At 49.4% G+C, this 15823-nt stretch carries 14 protein-coding genes; 5 read left to right on the top strand and 9 right to left on the bottom strand.

What is annotated here, in order from left to right:
• Positions 1-9 precede the first annotated feature (9 nt).
• Positions 10-549, bottom strand: coding sequence for a hypothetical protein (locus tag ACO0LF_RS23250; protein WP_423018337.1), 540 nt, complete (start codon positions 547-549; stop codon positions 10-12).
• Positions 550-613: 64 nt separating this feature from the next.
• On the opposite strand from ACO0LF_RS23250, the gene ACO0LF_RS23245 reads away from it, so the two are divergent.
• Positions 614-1612 (top strand): type II secretion system F family protein, encoded by a 999-nt coding sequence (locus ACO0LF_RS23245; protein WP_423018335.1) that lies wholly within the window; start codon positions 614-616, stop codon positions 1610-1612.
• A gap of 44 nt (positions 1613-1656) precedes the next feature.
• Here the strand turns inward: ACO0LF_RS23245 and ACO0LF_RS23240 are convergent, their stop codons facing one another.
• The 4 genes from ACO0LF_RS23240 to ACO0LF_RS23225 all read right to left on the bottom strand — a co-directional run bounded on the left by ACO0LF_RS23240 (position 1657) and on the right by ACO0LF_RS23225 (position 5123).
• Complete coding sequence (locus ACO0LF_RS23240; protein WP_423018333.1) at positions 1657-2595, bottom strand: MBL fold metallo-hydrolase; 939 nt, start codon at positions 2593-2595, stop codon at positions 1657-1659.
• Positions 2596-2759: 164 nt separating this feature from the next.
• Positions 2760-3524 (bottom strand): hypothetical protein, encoded by a 765-nt coding sequence (locus ACO0LF_RS23235; protein ID WP_423018331.1) that lies wholly within the window; start codon positions 3522-3524, stop codon positions 2760-2762.
• A 661-nt stretch (positions 3525-4185) separates the two neighbouring features.
• Positions 4186-4626, bottom strand: coding sequence for an NUDIX hydrolase (locus ACO0LF_RS23230; protein WP_423018329.1), 441 nt, complete (start codon positions 4624-4626; stop codon positions 4186-4188).
• A 20-nt stretch (positions 4627-4646) separates the two neighbouring features.
• A complete protein-coding gene (locus ACO0LF_RS23225; protein ID WP_423018327.1) occupies positions 4647-5123 on the bottom strand; it encodes an Lrp/AsnC family transcriptional regulator in 477 nt (158 codons plus the stop codon).
• Between the two features lie 420 nt (positions 5124-5543).
• On the opposite strand from ACO0LF_RS23225, the gene kynU reads away from it, so the two are divergent.
• The gene (gene kynU, locus ACO0LF_RS23220) at positions 5544-6800 is read left to right on the top strand and encodes a kynureninase (protein ID WP_423018668.1); all 1257 of its coding nucleotides are present in this window, start codon (positions 5544-5546) and stop codon (positions 6798-6800) included.
• Positions 6801-6985: 185 nt separating this feature from the next.
• Complete coding sequence (gene kynA / locus ACO0LF_RS23215; protein WP_423003367.1) at positions 6986-7837, top strand: tryptophan 2,3-dioxygenase; 852 nt, start codon at positions 6986-6988, stop codon at positions 7835-7837.
• A 22-nt stretch (positions 7838-7859) separates the two neighbouring features.
• On the opposite strand, the gene ACO0LF_RS23210 is transcribed toward kynA, so the two are convergent.
• The 3 genes from ACO0LF_RS23210 to ACO0LF_RS23200 are packed head-to-tail and all read right to left on the bottom strand — an operon-like array spanning position 7860 to position 9775.
• On the bottom strand, positions 7860-8444 hold the full coding sequence (locus tag ACO0LF_RS23210; protein WP_423018325.1) for an alpha-ketoglutarate-dependent dioxygenase AlkB: 585 nt from the start codon (positions 8442-8444) through the stop codon (positions 7860-7862).
• Between the two features lie 34 nt (positions 8445-8478).
• On the bottom strand, positions 8479-9189 hold the full coding sequence (locus ACO0LF_RS23205) for a hypothetical protein (protein WP_423018323.1): 711 nt from the start codon (positions 9187-9189) through the stop codon (positions 8479-8481).
• Positions 9176-9775 carry a hypothetical protein gene (locus tag ACO0LF_RS23200; RefSeq protein WP_423018321.1) on the bottom strand — a complete coding sequence of 200 codons (600 nt, stop codon included), beginning with the start codon at positions 9773-9775 and terminating at the stop codon, positions 9176-9178. The genes ACO0LF_RS23205 and ACO0LF_RS23200 overlap by 14 nt, the downstream gene beginning before the upstream one ends.
• 226 nt (positions 9776-10001) lie before the next feature.
• On the opposite strand from ACO0LF_RS23200, the gene ACO0LF_RS23195 reads away from it, so the two are divergent.
• The gene (locus ACO0LF_RS23195; RefSeq protein ID WP_423018319.1) at positions 10002-10721 is read left to right on the top strand and encodes a tetratricopeptide repeat protein; all 720 of its coding nucleotides are present in this window, start codon (positions 10002-10004) and stop codon (positions 10719-10721) included.
• Positions 10722-10853: 132 nt separating this feature from the next.
• Here the strand turns inward: ACO0LF_RS23195 and ACO0LF_RS23190 are convergent, their stop codons facing one another.
• Positions 10854-15080 carry a hypothetical protein gene (locus tag ACO0LF_RS23190; protein ID WP_423018317.1) on the bottom strand — a complete coding sequence of 1409 codons (4227 nt, stop codon included), beginning with the start codon at positions 15078-15080 and terminating at the stop codon, positions 10854-10856.
• Positions 15081-15205: 125 nt separating this feature from the next.
• Here ACO0LF_RS23190 and ACO0LF_RS23185 point away from each other — a divergent pair, with 125 nt between their 5' ends.
• A complete protein-coding gene (locus ACO0LF_RS23185; RefSeq protein ID WP_423018315.1) occupies positions 15206-15787 on the top strand; it encodes a hypothetical protein in 582 nt (193 codons plus the stop codon).
• Positions 15788-15823: the final 36 nt, after the last annotated feature.

The following is a 15823-nucleotide window of genomic DNA, read 5'->3' as shown; positions in this document are numbered from 1 at the left end:
TTTAAGCACTTACTTTTTCGTGTACAGGCCATCAAAAGCCACTGACCATATACCCTTGGCGTCAGTGGATTCCCATAACTGCCTTACTGAACCATTTGCATTGGGTGTCCAAGTAATACGATGCAGGACTTTATGTCCTTCCGCTGCGAGGTTCTGCCCTTCCAGCACCATCTTGCCAGCTTGCAGCTGGCCTTCCAATAAGAGTAGAGTGCCACTATTGTCTACCCAGGTCTGATGCCAAAACTGGCGTGGCACGTCGTAGATATTCAGGCTCTCGCCACTATAACCGCGTCCGGTAGTGTATTTTTCATGGATGACGCAGCCATCATACTCACGCTTGATGCTATTCGTCCCCGCCAGTTTACCGTCGGGCGTATGCACCTCCCATTCACCCAGCCAAAAATCAAATTCGCGCATGGCAGGATGAGCGCAGACTGCGGGAGCAGCGGCAGCCGTTCCTGCATTCGCCGCCGCGACACTGACCAGGCACCAGCCCAGGCTGGCGACCAGGCGCAACAATGAACGCTGAAAACCCGATAAAATGCGCATGCGCTTCCCCTCTGTCGATGAGCGTGGATATATCCTGAGTTTAATCCAAGGCATCATAGTTTGCATGAAAAATAAACCACAATCAGCCTTGCCCTATCGGATACGCGCCGACTTGCTCTTGCAACTGTCTGCACTAAGCCACGCCAGCATAGGTCCCTTGCAAGCCTTGCCCATGATCAAGCTGCCTGCGCCCTATCAAGAGCGCATGGTGGCTACCTTGCAAGCGGTCAAACGCGGCAAAAACCTGGCCGATGCAGGTCTGCAAAGCAATTTATGGACACCCCTGGAAGCAGGATTGATACAGGCAGCCCTGGCGGCTGGCGACCCAACGCCAACTTATCGCCATCTGGCCAAATATTATGAAGAAAGAGCCCAGCAAATTGCCAGCGTCAAGTCACGCATGATGCTACCGGCCATGATGGCCCTCATGTCGCTCTTCATCAGCCCTTTGCCACAACTGGTTTCCGGCGCGCTGAGTATGGGTGCTTATTTGTGGCAGGCATTGCGTAGCATCTTGCTTGCCGCTGGTTTGGTAGCAGGTGGTATACACGCTTACCGGCGTTTTCAGATGCGCCCGGCAGATGCGCCAGCCTCGATACTGGATCAAATCCTGCTGGCACTGCCTATCCTGGGGAAGATGCATAAACGCCGTAATCTCTGCGATTTTTGGCAAAGCCTGGCCTTGATGCTGGAAGCGGGCCTGCCCATGTTTGAAGCCCTGCCGCTAGGTCTGCAAGCAGCCAGCAATGTCTTGCTGCGCCGCGAACTGGCCCGCATTTTGCCACTCATGCAAGACGGATTATCACTATCTGACGCCGTGCGTGCCATACCAGGTATCAATGATGGTGCACTATTGGGCATGATACAAACTGGCGAAGGCAGCGGCAGCCTGCCTGAAATGCTGGCCCATTATGCCAGGGCAGAAAATGCCAGCCTGGCCCTGCAACAAAGACAGGTCGCCGAATGGATACCCAGAATCGCCTATGCCCTGATCGCTAGCGTAATTGCCTATGGCATTATAAAGAGCGGTGCGTTTAATCCGCATGTACCAGCAGACTTGTAAACTTTTTTATATGGAGAAAATTAGATCAGGTCCAGGGTGGATGCTCATTTGCCACCCACTATAATTTTTTGCATATCATTTGCAAACAAAATAGTTCCTGCATAATTCTTGCGTATCGCTGCGGCACTTTCCATTTCATGGCCGAAAGTACGTTTCATGCGGTGTGACAGCACCAGCTTGCCTACTTTGGCCGTGCCAGCGATACGACCTATTTCTGTCGGCATCATGTGCAATAAACGGGCAATATCGTCGGGGTCATTTTCTCGTGCTGCATGATGGGCAACCAACACATCCGTGGATTGCGCCAATATATCCAGCGCCTGATCAGTATTGCTGGTATCGCCGCTAAAAGTGACGCTGCACCCCTGGCTTTCCACCCGCCATGCCAATGAAGGAACAGGGCCGTGCAAAACGCTGATGGCTTTCACAACCAGGCCATCATCCAGGGCATAGCGTTTGACTTCCTTATCCTTGCCTGCGACTTCTTCAATTTCCATTTTAAACTGGCTGCTGACATCGGGATCAGCATAATCTGCCAGATAGGCATAAGCACCTGTCTCACGATTAAACAGGGCATGGGTAAATTCCTTGACACCCGGGAAAACGCCGCGCTTGGTAGGACCAAAAACCCGTAACTCTTTGTCGTAACCAGCAAATGGCAAGCCCTTGACCAGAGCCGGAAAATCAGCGCTGTGATCGACATGAAAATGCGAGAACAAGACTGCATCAAGCTCGACTGGATTAGCTCCGGATTTTTCATAGTTAAGCACAGCACCACTGCCAAAGTCCACCAATATCCTGGCCTTTTGGTCGACCCAGACCAGGTAAGAGGTAGAAGCACGCTGATCATTCAATTCCGGCCCACCAGAACCCAATACCTGTACCATCAACTTGCCAGGCTGGCATACCGCCAATGTCCTGGGTGAAACGCCCAGGGCGCATAAGGCAATGCTGATATGGACCAAGCGCATAAGAGTAGGCATGTGTAGCTCCGGCTGTCTGTAAACATGAGTGACAAATTGTGGCAGAAAGCCGCAGTCAGTACCAGCATAGAATCACATTAAAAACAAAAAGGGAAGACAGCTTACTGTCTTCCCTCATTCACTACATCTTCAGGCATAGCCAGGATTACTAGACTTAAATCCCTTTATTTGGATTTATTGCTCGTGTTACTGTCCGTAGCCGCAGCTGAGACTGCAGTGCTTTGCGCATTCTTTTCCGGCGTACTATTTTGCGCATTGCCTGCACGGCTGCTACGCCAGGTGTCAAATTCACTCGAAAATTTTTGATAACGCTCTTTGCGCCAATCATTATAGTCATTATCAAGCGCTTCTATCTGCTGATTGCGCCATTGATGGTAATCAGGATCAAAATGCCCACCTTGCTGCGCATGGCGAGTGTCTTCATAACCACCACGTGTCACTTGCTGGCTGTCTGCGCGATCATATCTGTCACGATTACCGGCATCCTGGCGGGAATAAGCATTGGCATTGCGATCATACTGACCACCATCATTTGGATGATAGCGACCATCGTTGGCCTGGTTACCATGAAAATCCTGACTGGACTGCTGCCCGTAGGAACGACCAGATTGAGTAGCATACTGCCTATCATATTGATCAGGATGAGAGTGCCGAGGGCCATTGTCATTGGCATAGCGCTGTTCTTGCTGGCGACCACCATCCAGATCATACTGGCCGCCGTAGAAACCTTGCGAACCGGTACTGCGGTTCTGCATTTGTTCACGGCCAAAATCTGAGCCATAGTGGGCCGATGCGTGACGCGTATCCCTGTCATGATCAGGCTCGTTATTGTGACCAAAGCCATCATGGTGGCCGTTGCTGGCGTGATGGGTTTTTACCTGACGATCACGATCCTGGAAAGAATTGTCTTGCTGACGTCCGTTTTTCATAAAATCTCCTCGATACTGAGTGGAATAATGCAAGACACGTAGCGCGCCATCGCATTAGAATTCCAAAGGACGCTGAACAAATGCATATAATTAAAATTAAATTAAAAATACGCTTAAGTCACAGCGCAGGTGTAGATTCAAAGCAATAAGATGGATGAAGGAAAATGCGCACATTTTTTTATCCAGCTATATTCGATCACCTTGAAGATACTGAAGACAGTGTAATCAGAAGAGCAATTTTTACGTATCGGACCAGTCCTAAAAATGTGTAAGACTTGACTGTCGGACAGTGGAAGAGGGAGTTGCAAATTAAGATCAGTAAGTGTAGCAACAGAATTAAAGTAAAAGAAGCCGATTAGCAAGCTGAGGGAATCTGAGTAAATTTGTAGGGTGCGCCGTGCGCACCGCCCTCATGGTCAAAAATTTTCAAGAGAGGATGGCTTCGCCAATTAGGTATATAGGTATAGACATACGCCGAAAGATGGTGCGCATGGCGCACTCTACTATTTCAACCAGGTCTCATCTTGCAATCGTTTTAGTTTACATATTGCGGGACCCGGCTTACTCATAAGCCAGTTACATCCGGCTTCAAGTTCGTAAAAACGCTGCGATCAAAGCGGTTTTACTTTATCTCATGATGCACCCAATGCGGCGTATAAAATTAGTCCGCATGCAGAGCCTTTGCCAGGAATGAGGGGCGTATATCTATCTTATCCAGTTCATGCAGGCTGAACCATTCAAAGCGCAATTGCAAATGCCCTTCATTGCCCCAGTATGGGCCAGTTGTATTGAGCAGCCGTGAATCTGGCGACAAGTGGCTTAAAAAATACAGGCCCAGCTCATGATGTTTTTGGCCCCGGTATTCAAAGAAGTTTTCTACCGTCCACAAGAGTTTTTCGCAATTCACCTGCTCGGATAATTCTTCCTGCATTTCACGGACTATGGTGGCTGCGGCAAATTCCCCGGCATCGACACGGCCACCGGGCACGCACCAGAATGCATCCCCCTCGATTTGATGCAAGAGCACTCTATCAGCATCCAGAATGATCGCCGCCGCCCTCAAATTATAACGATAGTCATCAATATCAAAAGAGATCATCATCTGGAGTCATCCTGTTTGTGCTATTGCGCTACCAGCAGGCTGCTGGCAATTTGCTGGGTATCCTTCAAGGTCTGCAATACGATATTTGAGCGTATGTCCAGCACTCCCGTAGTTTTGTACAGTCGTTCCAGCACGAAGGCTGAATAATGCTTGAGGTTGCGGGCCCGCACCCGCAACAGGTAATTCGCATCGCCGGTAATGATATAAGAACCGACGACTTCCGGCCATAGTTGCAAAGCCTGAGAAAAATTCTCATGCCATTGCTCGACATCACGACGCATGGTGACCTGGACAAAGGCATCGACTTCAAGACCAACAGCAGCCGCATCAATAACAGCGCAATAATGATGGATGATGCCCGCTTCTTCCAGCATGCGCACGCGGCGCAGGCAGGATGAGGGGGACAGGAATACTTTGTCAGCCAGTTCCTGATTGCTGATGCGGCCATCAGCCTGCAATTGCTGGAGGATTTTAAGATCGGTGGCGTCGAGTTGCATATGGCAGTCTACTTTATTTGTTTAAGGCAAGACCTCTCTACACAGAGGCACAGAGGATGCACGGAGAAAAGAGGAAGCTAAGAATGCTTACAAGCATGCTTCTTTTCTACACCTGTGGTGAACTGCTTTTTAATCTAGATTACCAAGAGTTTAAAAAAACAAGTGATTATAAAAATACAAACAATCTGGTGCCTTTGCGCAATGCAAAAACTCATTAATGCATTTTATATCAATATTTTAAATATAAATCGCAGAATATTCTATTAATTCCAATTTTCATACTGCAATTTGCAAGAAAAAATCAGGCAATCCGGCATAAAATCTCTGCATGTTTTAAGCGGAGTCAGCATGTCTCTGCCCGCCCAGCAAATCCGGGATATCACGCCACCTATATATAAGGAGCTTGTCGCAATGACACAAATGTCACCAACTACTACCATCACCCGCAGCGATTGCGAAAAACTGGACCAGCAAGACCCGCTGGCCATCCTGCGTAAAGAATTTGATTTGCCTGCTGGCGTGATTTACCTGGATGGCAATTCGCTGGGCGCCCGTCCCAAGGCAGCCCTGCAAAGAGCGCAAGACGTCATCACCCACGAATGGGGAACTGACCTCATCAAGAGCTGGAATACAGCTGGCTGGTTCGATATGCCATCCACCCTGGGTAACCAGCTTGCTCCGTTGATAGGCGCAGAAACCAATGAAGTCGTGGTGACCGATACCACTTCGGTCAACCTGTTCAAGGCCATCGCTGCAGCATTGCAGATACAATCAGCAGACAGTAAACGCAAGACCATCATTACCGAACGCAGCAACTTTCCTACCGATATCTACATGGCGGAAGGCATCACCCGCTGGCTGGATCGTGGTTATCAAATCCAGTTGATAGACTCTCCAGAAGAACTGCCGCAAGTCATCAATGACAGCACGGCGCTGGTAATGCTGACCCACGTGAATTACCGCACCGGCTATCTGCATGATATGACAGCCGTCACCGCCCTCGCCCATCAACATGGTGCCTTGATCTTGTGGGACCTGGCACATTCTGCCGGTGCCGTACCAGTGCAACTGAATGCAGCGAATGCTGACTTTGCAGTCGGCTGCACTTACAAATACCTGAATGGCGGCCCGGGCTCACCAGCGTTTATCTGGGTGCCAGCACGTCATCAGGAAGCCTTCCACCATCCTTTATCCGGCTGGTGGGGCCATGCCAGCCCCTTTGCCATGAACCCTGGCTTTACCCCTACCCCAGGCATACGCCGCGCCCTGTGCGGTACCCAGCCTATCACTTCACTGGCCATGGTTGCCTGTGGCCTGGATACCTTTGGCAAGACGGATATGCAGGCAATACGCAAGAAATCACTGGCATTGACGGACATGTTTATCGCCCTGGTGGAGGCACGTTGCGCCACGCACCCACTGGAACTGGTCACCCCGCGCCAGCACCAGCAACGTGGCAGCCAGGCCAGCTTCAAACATCCACATGCCTACGCGGTGATACAGGCGCTGATCAAGCGTGGCATCATCGGTGATTATCGTGAGCCAGCCATCATGCGATTTGGTTTTACGCCGCTGTACACCAGTTTCGTTGATGTCTGGGACGCGGCAGAAGGCTTGCGCGATATACTCGACAGCAAAGACTACGATGCCAACGCTGAACGTCATGCCGTGACTTAATTTAATAAGCCCTCAACACAGAGACACAGAGGGGGCACAGAGGGTCACAGAGAAAGCCTCAAAAAACAGATGGTGAAGAACATCGTCTCAACTGTAAAAGATTTTCTCTCTTTTATGCTTTTCTCTGTGTCTCTGTGCCTCTGTGGTTAATGGTTTTAAGCATTGAAGACATTTAAGGAAACATCATGAGCAACAACGAACAAGCTGGCAAATGCCCTATGTCCTGGCATGGCGCGCAAATGGATTTTAGTGAATCGATGAGTTATGGCGATTATCTGGGCCTGGACCAGATACTGACGGCACAACATCCGCGCTCACCGAATCACAATGAAATGCTGTTCATCATCCAGCATCAGACCAGTGAATTGTGGATCAAGCTGATGCTGCATGAATTGCACGCCGTGCGCCAGCATATACGCAGCAATGATTTACCACCGGCTTTCAAGATGCTGTCACGCGTAGCCCGCATCATGGATCAACTGGTGCATGCCTGGGACGTGTTGTCCACCATGACGCCTAGCGAATATACGGCGATACGCCCTTACCTGGGTGCGTCATCAGGCTTCCAGTCGCATCAATACCGTGAACTGGAATATCTGCTGGGTAACAAGAATGCTACCCTGATGAGCGTGCATGAAAGCAAGCCTGAAGTACATGCCACCCTGGACGCATCCCTGCGCACGCCATCGATTTATGATGAAGCTATCATGCTCTTGTCACGCCAGGGTTTTGTGATAGATGCAGACCGCTTGCAACAAGACTGGTCACAAGGCGTTGTTGCCAATGAATCTGTCAAGGCAGCCTGGCTGCAAGTCTATCAAACACCAGAAAAATATTGGTCTTTGTATGAACTGGCAGAAAAACTGGTGGACATGGAAACCGCCTTCCGTATCTGGCGCTTCCGCCATGTGACTACAGTAGAGCGTATCATAGGCTTCAAAGTCGGCACGGGCGGCACTGCAGGTGTCAGCTATCTGCGCAAGATGCTGGATGTGGTGCTATTCCCGGAATTGTTTGCTTTGCGGACGGCGCTGTAAGTCTGCTTGTTGGTCAAGTCTCTCATAGAGACTTGACCGTAATTTTTCTAAACGTTAAGCTAATCCGCTCACCCAGCGCAACTTCTTTAGGTATGGCATGCAGCCAATCTTCTTGAATGGCGTTTGACATATACAACAGGCTACCTGGTGACAACGGGTAAACAAACTCCTGGCTTTTATTTTTTTTGCTGCGATAAGCAATATGACGCAAGCTGCCAAGTGAAATGATGACTACACCGCTCCCCTCTGCCAAATTTTCAATAGAATCTGAATGAAAACCCATAGACGAATTGCCATCAGTGTAAAAATTCATTAGGCAATTATTGGGAAGAAACCCCAACTCATTTTCCACGGCTTGACAAATCGTTTGCAAAAAATCTGGCATAGCCGTCGGTGCATACAATATTTGAGAATAATCATAGGCAACACCAAAACTTGCTGTTTTTCGGGCTCGCATTCTTTCATCCCAGGCGACCTCATTTTTTATTTTCTTAAATAATTGGTCAGATGCTGAGAGGAAATTCGTCTTCAAATAAACTGCTGGCGCTTGCATTTTATCGTTTCCAATATTAAAGATTTGGCGCTGCATTTGTGTTGCAAACAGCATTTTAAAATGCTGAGACCAATCGCCAAGGTGGATCTCATCTTCCTATCTTTAAGCCCAAGCCCTCGGCAGTCGATAGCTCCACTGCCTGCGTTTTATCTCCAACACGTTCAAGAAAAACGACACGGATATCACTCTTTCCAGCAAGGTAGTGAATCATGAGACTGGCAAAATCGTCACGGACGAGATATATCTTGCCAATAAACTCAGCGGTAATTTTCCCATCGCTGCGTTCAATTATGTCGGCTATCAGTGTATCAGTTTGTTGAACAAGAAATTCATGATATTGGTTTGTAAGAGGCCGCAATGCGACTCTGGTAGAGCGATTGTTTTCAGCGGGCAGTAAGGTGCGTGTATAACCGGTCATGAATAATAATGCGCATGGACCAATACAAAACCCCCTTGCCGCGGTAGCCAGATGATATTGTTTTATTCTGTCGTGCAAGCCCATGATGGCATCAACGTCAATCTCGGGGCCATCCATCACGCCATCAAATTCTAGTCCACTAATCTCAGGCTGGGTTTTGATAGCAGCATCAAATTTTTCCAGCAAAGCTTTATCAATTTTCTTTTCTACACGAAAATACTGGATAGCAGCAGGGGTAGATACGCTGACTGATGCTGGTGCCTGCGCCGCGACTGGATAGAAAGCGGTGAACATGGTTATGCCCATGAATATGTAGGCAGCACGCTTAAACATGGAATGCGACAAAATTTGACTGATTTTAGAATGCTTAATCATCGACATTGATTCCTAGATCGGCAGGCGTGGCATCACTCAACTTGACGCGCTTAGCGCCATATTGCGCTTGAAAGAAGATATAACCACCATCCACTGGCTTGCGATAAATGTAGATGCCGCCGCTTCTGTCTGTGGTTTCGTACATTTTATTCAGCAACGCCAAGGGAAACTTGCCATTACTGCGTTGATGCACGATAGAGATTAGATCGTCGTTATAAGTGCGTTGAAATGCACCATCGATACCAGAATGGATGGAGTGCATGAGCAGCACAGTATCTTGCCCACTCCTGGCAGGTAACAGAGTGCGCTCATGTCCCATCAAAAAAATGTAGGCACAAGTGGAAGCGCATAAACCTCTTGCAAACGTGCGCATCTTGTTTTGATTAATACGCAATTGAAATTGATAGGCGACATCTGCTGCAATTTTACTGGCGCCAGGTACATCTACTAATTCTATCTCTTTCAAATCCGGGTTTGCTTTCAATGCGGCATCCAGGGCATTGACATGCTCCATGGTCAAGGCATCTGTCACCAGATGACGGGTTGACGTCGGAAATTCAGCTGCATTCAATATACTTGTACTGAAACTCAAAGCGCTCATCGCAGCAATTTGCGCAAAAACTTTCCAGCAATATCGCGTCATGATTGAAGCATATTTTTTGCTGCAGAACATATTCATGGAATGTGGCCTATTTGAATGCGCCATATAGTGATTTAATGTGGTTGATTGTTAGTTTCTCATTTTACGACAAAGTGACAAAAGTACATTAAACTAATTAAAACGCTAATCAGTATGAATTCAACAAAGGAAATGCAAAGTGGAAATTACCCAGCAATTAGATCTTCATCCAGGTGATCTGATCATTCGTGAGAAAAAACCAGGATGGATAGCAATTAAAATTCTCGCCATGGATACTGGGCCTGATGGTGATGCGACAGCGCATTGCCTGACCTATGAATCAGTCTCTGATAAACCTGATATCACCTCCTTGCAAAAAACCAAGGTGAAAGTATGGCATGCGCCAATCGACGCAAAAAACTTCGCTACAGCGTGGGAACGAATAGGAAATAGTCAGGTAACGAAAGAAGAGTTAATTGGCTTTGTCGAGTACCTGAAACATACTGATTTTTCTCGCTATGCAAACTTCACGGAACAAGATATATCGACCATCATCCGTCAGGCCAATGAGCATTATAAACATGCTCACGCACTGTGTGAGCAAGGAAAAAGGACTGATGCCATCCTTGAATATAGTAAAGCTGTTGATCTTTTTCCCTTGTTCTTTGAGGCCGTTGATAACCGTGCTTTCACCTATATGGAATTGGGCCTGTTTGAACACGCACTCAGGGATTTTGAAGTTTCTCTCTACCTTAACCCGGATGGCATGAGTGCCTTTTTTTCCAAAGGTGAATGTCTGTTAAGACTGGGTAAATTAACGGCAGCGGAAGAGATTTTTTCGGAAGGAATCAAGCGTTTCCCTGAGCATGCTGCATCATTTCAGCAATTTTTGCATAGTGCCAGGGAAATGCAAAGATAGCCGCAGTTTTATACGTTTAACTTTGATTCTGCTTTTTCTAGCGGATCAGAAAGTGACAGGCACCCAAGCGACTTCCTTGCTCTGCTGCGCGTAAAAAGGTCAGACATTAATGCCGATGTCTGACCTTTTGCATCATTTCTGATGATCTGCTGCGCCACCGTCTGTATTCGCTGCAACTTCAGGTGATTGAGTTTCCACTTGCTTGGCTCGCTGCTTTGGTTTCCACAAGCTCCCGCTGGCAAATGCCGTCCATCCCCATTTTAACCAGCCCAGCAAAGACCAGGCCAGCCAGAGTGCCCAAACCAGCATGAGGCCGCGATAGGCCAATATGGGCAAAGACAATACCCATGCTGTTTGCAACTCGGCACTGGCTCTATCGACATACCATATCAGATTATCTGCACTGGAGGCATTACCACTGACTTGCATATCAGGATGCCCCAATAAACCGCTTTGCACGGCGGCCAGCAAAACACCCAGTAATATCAAAGTCAGCATTGCCAGGCCGATCTGACGCAGATTGAATAACCATCGTGCGCCGGGCTTCTCTGCTGATTTTTCACGTCGCGCAAATGCATAAAACCAGGCTATCACCAGGGCAGCACTCCACCATTCGACTTGCGTTAAACCCAGCGCCAGCAACAACCACTGGCGGGTCATCATGACTGGCAAGCCGGAAAAACGCCCAAGGGCAACAGCGGCCAGCAGCAATACGATCAGTTTCCCCCAAAACAGGATGGCAGGTCCCATGCCAGGGCCACTGGCCAGCAAGAGCCAGCGGTCATGTGGCAGTTTTAATTGCAGCGTATTATTGACACTGGCTTGCTGCAGATGGACTGCAGCCGTTGCATAGCTGATGTTCAAACCATGGTCCAGACGCCATGTCACTTGTATGTCTTGCCCGCCAGGCAGCACCGGCAACACCAGTTGCCGGCCATTGGCACGCAAGGGCCGGACTTGCTGGTTGATGCTGACGCTTTGCAATATCGCAGCTTCTGGCAACGTCACGCTATATTCACCACCGCGGCTGCTGCGCACATGCAGCTTCAATAAGTAATCAGTTGCCCTGCTGCCCGGGCTGACGATCAATTGACTGGCGTCAATGGTCAACGTCTGCCCTGGTATGGCTTGCGGACGCTCTACACTGATAGCCAGGGTTTCGCCAGGCCAGGGGCGAAATACCATGTCAGAGCCATTGTCATCACCGGCCTGAGGTGGCAGACCTGTGGTGCCTACATGCCAGATACTGGATGCGGAAATAATCCAGGTTTCACCCCAATTGCTTTGCTGGCTGGCGTTCAGCTTGATCTGCCTGGCTTGCGACAAGTTAGAGCGCCACTCCATACTATCCGTCTGCGGCCCCAGATTAACGGCGACCATGCCATCCTTGATGTTCAAACCAGCCGTGATGACGGCTTCGCCAGGCAATAAGGGAATTTGCGCCAGCGCAGGTTGCCCTATAGGTGATTGGCGCGATACCGTAGTTTCCACTTGCCATTCCTTGTCCAGTATCAAGCGTCGCGTGACATGCAAGAAATTTGGTAAGGCTGAAGCTTGTTCCTTATTGCTGGCCTTGATGCGGCGATTGAATTGCAGGGTATCGGCGATTTCTGCATCTTCAGACAAACCGGCCACATCCCAGCCATCGGCATGGACTTCAACATGCCGGGGTTTTTGGGGCAAAGGCAATTGCAAGGTGTCGCTTTGCATCAGCTCACCAGACAGTTCCAGCCTGTGACGACCAGCAGGTGCCAGCAACCATATCACGCCATCATTACCACGGCGCATATAAGCAGGCTTGCCATCCAGCCTGGCTTCGGCTGGCAACCAGTGTTTGATGCCACCTGGCATGGGCAGGGCCGTTTCTATCGCGGCATCTAAATCCAGCCCCAGCCTGACACTATTGCCATTGATTTGCACCAGCATGCGCGAAACTTCCACGCAATCCGGCAAACAATCTGCCGGGCGAGTGAGCTTTTCCTTAAGTTCTTCCAACTGCTCTTTGCTTGGCATTTGCGCATGTGCTGGTGCGCTGTACAGCCCACTCAAACATGTCAAGCTAATGATGCTGCTCATAGCCAGGATGGACAGGATTTTGCGTTGACCAGGCCAGCGCCAGTTGCGTATGGAAATAGTTGCACCAGTTGCGGGGCCTGAACCCCCGCCTTTCCAGGCACCACTTACACAAGCCAGTAACATGACCAATGAAATCAAACGCAGCAAGACCAGCAATTTATTTTCCCAGGGTGACAATAACCATAAATCCAGTTGCTGATCTTGTTTGACTGGCCCATCAAACACCAATTGATGCGAGCGCCAATTCCAGGCTGGCAAGCCAGGCCCGGTCTGCACCTTGGCATCCGGGTCCAGAGTTTGATAGTTAGTCGCTCGTGAACCAGCAGATAGACTGGGCTTGTTAACTCTAAATGATTTTGCTGCATCGGCTTTGGAAAGTTTGTCGACTGATCGACTTTCCAGCGCCAGACTTGGACTTATCATTTTGGCTGGAGGTGGCGGCGGAACATTGCTGACAGCATTGCCACCTTGCACTGCTGCTTCAGCCGCTGGATGAATGGCTTCTTCTGTCACTACCATTGCAGGTAGAGGCGCTTCATCTTGTGCGCTTCTTTTATACAAGAAATCATTATTGCCGTCGGTTTCTAGCACAGGGTACAAGGCAGAACGCACTTGCTGCGTTGCGAATGACAATGTCAGCAATACCAGCACAAGCAAGCTGGCTTGCTGGAAACGCCTGATCCACATTTGAAAGCGCCCATCCGGCAAGGCGCGTAAAATGGCGGTCAGCACCAGCAAGACTACCCATGCATAGCGCGGTGCATCCATCTCTTGATAAGATAAAACCAGTGCCAGCAAGGCCAGAGCACCCCTTGGTTTACCCCATAATTTTCCTGTGGCCAGAGCTATCACCAGCACCAGGAAAAAATCGAGTAAATTCCAGCCTGACAGCCAGGCACCGTCTGCCCTGTCCGTACCGCCTGCATGCAGTAAACGCCAGCCTGCAGGCAAGATCAATTCTATGCCGACTTTATCAAAATCCTGTTGCCATGCCACCGCAGGCAGCTTGCGCACGCCATTACCAATCACACTGTCGGCACCCAGATCGATACTGCCACGCTTGACTTCTATACCTGCCAGCTTGTCATTGCCGCGGGTGATCAATTGATCTTGCCCGGACAGGCTGACACGCCCCAGTTGCGCGACAGCCCCCATGATGAGACGGCTGGAGCTGCTGATATCACCCTTGATCTGATCATTCATGGTCAAGGTGGAACCATCAAAGCTTAGCCACAAACGACGATGCAAGGATAGTTTATCGGGTGCCGGATCACTATCGCCACGGCGTATCTCTTTGAACGCAAATGTACTGCCAGCATGCATGAGATAGGCAGGCAAATTGCGCCACTCTGGTGGCAAAGTGGTTTGTTGCGGGTCAATAGTAGTCGGGCCTTCTATCGTCGCGGTACGTAGCAAGGGTGTGGCCTCATAAGACCAGACTTCTTCATCGGCGATGAAGCCCTTTCCCTCAGGCAGGGCAAGGTTCTTGACGGGCCCGGGGTGACGTGCCAGCAGGCGAATTTCCCAGGTACCAGCCCTGATCTGTACTGTCATGCTGCCATCCGGTTTTAAAGCCGCAGGCAGGGTCGATCGCAGCTCTAGCGGTATCAAGTCTGGCAAAAGCACGCGGCCCAGGCTGATTTCCCTGCCCTTGCCGGAGACATCGAGACGCAGATAAGTTTCTACCGTGACGGGCACACCATCGGTGATCTTGCGAAAAGTCCTGAGCTGGATTTGCTCACCATTGTCGGCGTCCGCCTTGGGTTGCAGCCATAACTGATTGCTTTCATCCCGTACCGGAAAGCTCACCAGCTTGCCATTCAATTCCAGCCTCAGCAAGGCGGCATTAGCAGGCAAAGGTAAAAACTCTGGCACCGAGCTCCAGATAAAACGCCCAGTCAATTTATGGATGCCGCGCTGCAGTTTAATGATCGGCATGTCATCACGCGCAATCACCGCCTGGGCTTTGCCATCCACGCTGACATCCTGGGGCCAATGCAAAGCACTGCCAGGCAAATAAACCCAGGTATCGCGAAACACTTGTAATTCCTGATTAAAGCTCGCGCCCTGAGCCTGGACTTTGATGTCCAGCATGCCTGGCCATACACATTGCTTGTCATCCGCCTGGGCTTGCTGCGGACATCCAAAATTTCCAGTGCCATCCAGCGCCCAGGGTACCCAGCTCTTCAAAGGATCTGGCACGGCATTCACCGGAAAATCAGCAGCATTGCTAACTATACTAGTGCAGGTGATGAATAAGGCTGTCATCCATTTTTTGAGCATTTTGTTTTCCTGGCTATTGACTCTTGGTCGCCACAATTATAGTGATATATTTTGCAATGACCATCAAGTCCAGCAATTTTTTATTGCTGTCCTGTTTTCACTTGCACATCCATCTCCAATTTCTCATGCGAATATTTGACACTTGTATTTTTTCTCTTGCACTCGCTGGCGTGACTGGATTGACCGGGTTGCTTTGCACCGATAGTGCTACCGCAGCAGACTTGCAGATCACCGATACATATAAAAATCCTGCCTATGGGTTCAGTATTCATTTTCCCCACCCCATCATCATTTGCACTACCCCTCCACCTGCGCCCAATCATGGTTTTGTCGCCTTGCTACGCACGGATACTTGTGCTGATGGCGCTTTAGAGCAAAGTGCTCATCTGGAATTATTTGTCAGATATGACGTGCTCACCATGGCACAGTCAACAGCAGAACTGGCAAATGAATTATGTGAAAACCAGGCTGCCAGACGCAGCGTGATCCGCATTGCAGGTTTGCCTGTATATCAGTGTCCGTCCGTACTCATCGGTGAATTGACGATGTGGCGTTATTTCTTCCTGCGCCCGAAAAAGAATGCCACAAGTCAGATATACAGCCTGGACCTATACTCAAATCAGGCATATGAAAAACAGGATCAGTGGTTCCAGAAGCAAATGCTGAAGCGATTGAAGTTCACGCAAAATAGTGCCACAAGGCATTGATCAACAGTTGCAAGTATTACCACACGATACTTGTTG

This window comes from Undibacterium sp. Di27W (assembly GCF_049340345.1).
In the GTDB taxonomy this organism is placed as follows: Bacteria; Pseudomonadota; Gammaproteobacteria; order Burkholderiales; family Burkholderiaceae_D; genus Undibacterium.
Note: the sequence above shows the minus strand (reverse complement) of the source record. Positions and strands in the feature narration are given on the sequence as shown.

Coding starts and splice junctions, on each gene's coding strand:
- ACO0LF_RS23250 (WP_423018337.1), bottom strand. CDS start 549: ATGCGCATTTTATCGGGTTTTCAGCGTTCATTGTTGCGCCTGGTCGCC.
- ACO0LF_RS23245 (WP_423018335.1), top strand. CDS start 614: ATGAAAAATAAACCACAATCAGCCTTGCCCTATCGGATACGCGCCGAC.
- ACO0LF_RS23240 (WP_423018333.1), bottom strand. CDS start 2,595: ATGCCTACTCTTATGCGCTTGGTCCATATCAGCATTGCCTTATGCGCC.
- ACO0LF_RS23235 (WP_423018331.1), bottom strand. CDS start 3,524: ATGAAAAACGGACGTCAGCAAGACAATTCTTTCCAGGATCGTGATCGT.
- ACO0LF_RS23230 (WP_423018329.1), bottom strand. CDS start 4,626: ATGATGATCTCTTTTGATATTGATGACTATCGTTATAATTTGAGGGCG.
- ACO0LF_RS23225 (WP_423018327.1), bottom strand. CDS start 5,123: ATGCAACTCGACGCCACCGATCTTAAAATCCTCCAGCAATTGCAGGCT.
- kynU (WP_423018668.1), top strand. CDS start 5,544: ATGTCACCAACTACTACCATCACCCGCAGCGATTGCGAAAAACTGGAC.
- kynA (WP_423003367.1), top strand. CDS start 6,986: ATGAGCAACAACGAACAAGCTGGCAAATGCCCTATGTCCTGGCATGGC.
- ACO0LF_RS23210 (WP_423018325.1), bottom strand. CDS start 8,444: ATGCTGTTTGCAACACAAATGCAGCGCCAAATCTTTAATATTGGAAAC.
- ACO0LF_RS23205 (WP_423018323.1), bottom strand. CDS start 9,189: ATGTCGATGATTAAGCATTCTAAAATCAGTCAAATTTTGTCGCATTCC.
- ACO0LF_RS23190 (WP_423018317.1), bottom strand. CDS start 15,080: ATGCTCAAAAAATGGATGACAGCCTTATTCATCACCTGCACTAGTATA.
- ACO0LF_RS23185 (WP_423018315.1), top strand. CDS start 15,206: ATGCGAATATTTGACACTTGTATTTTTTCTCTTGCACTCGCTGGCGTG.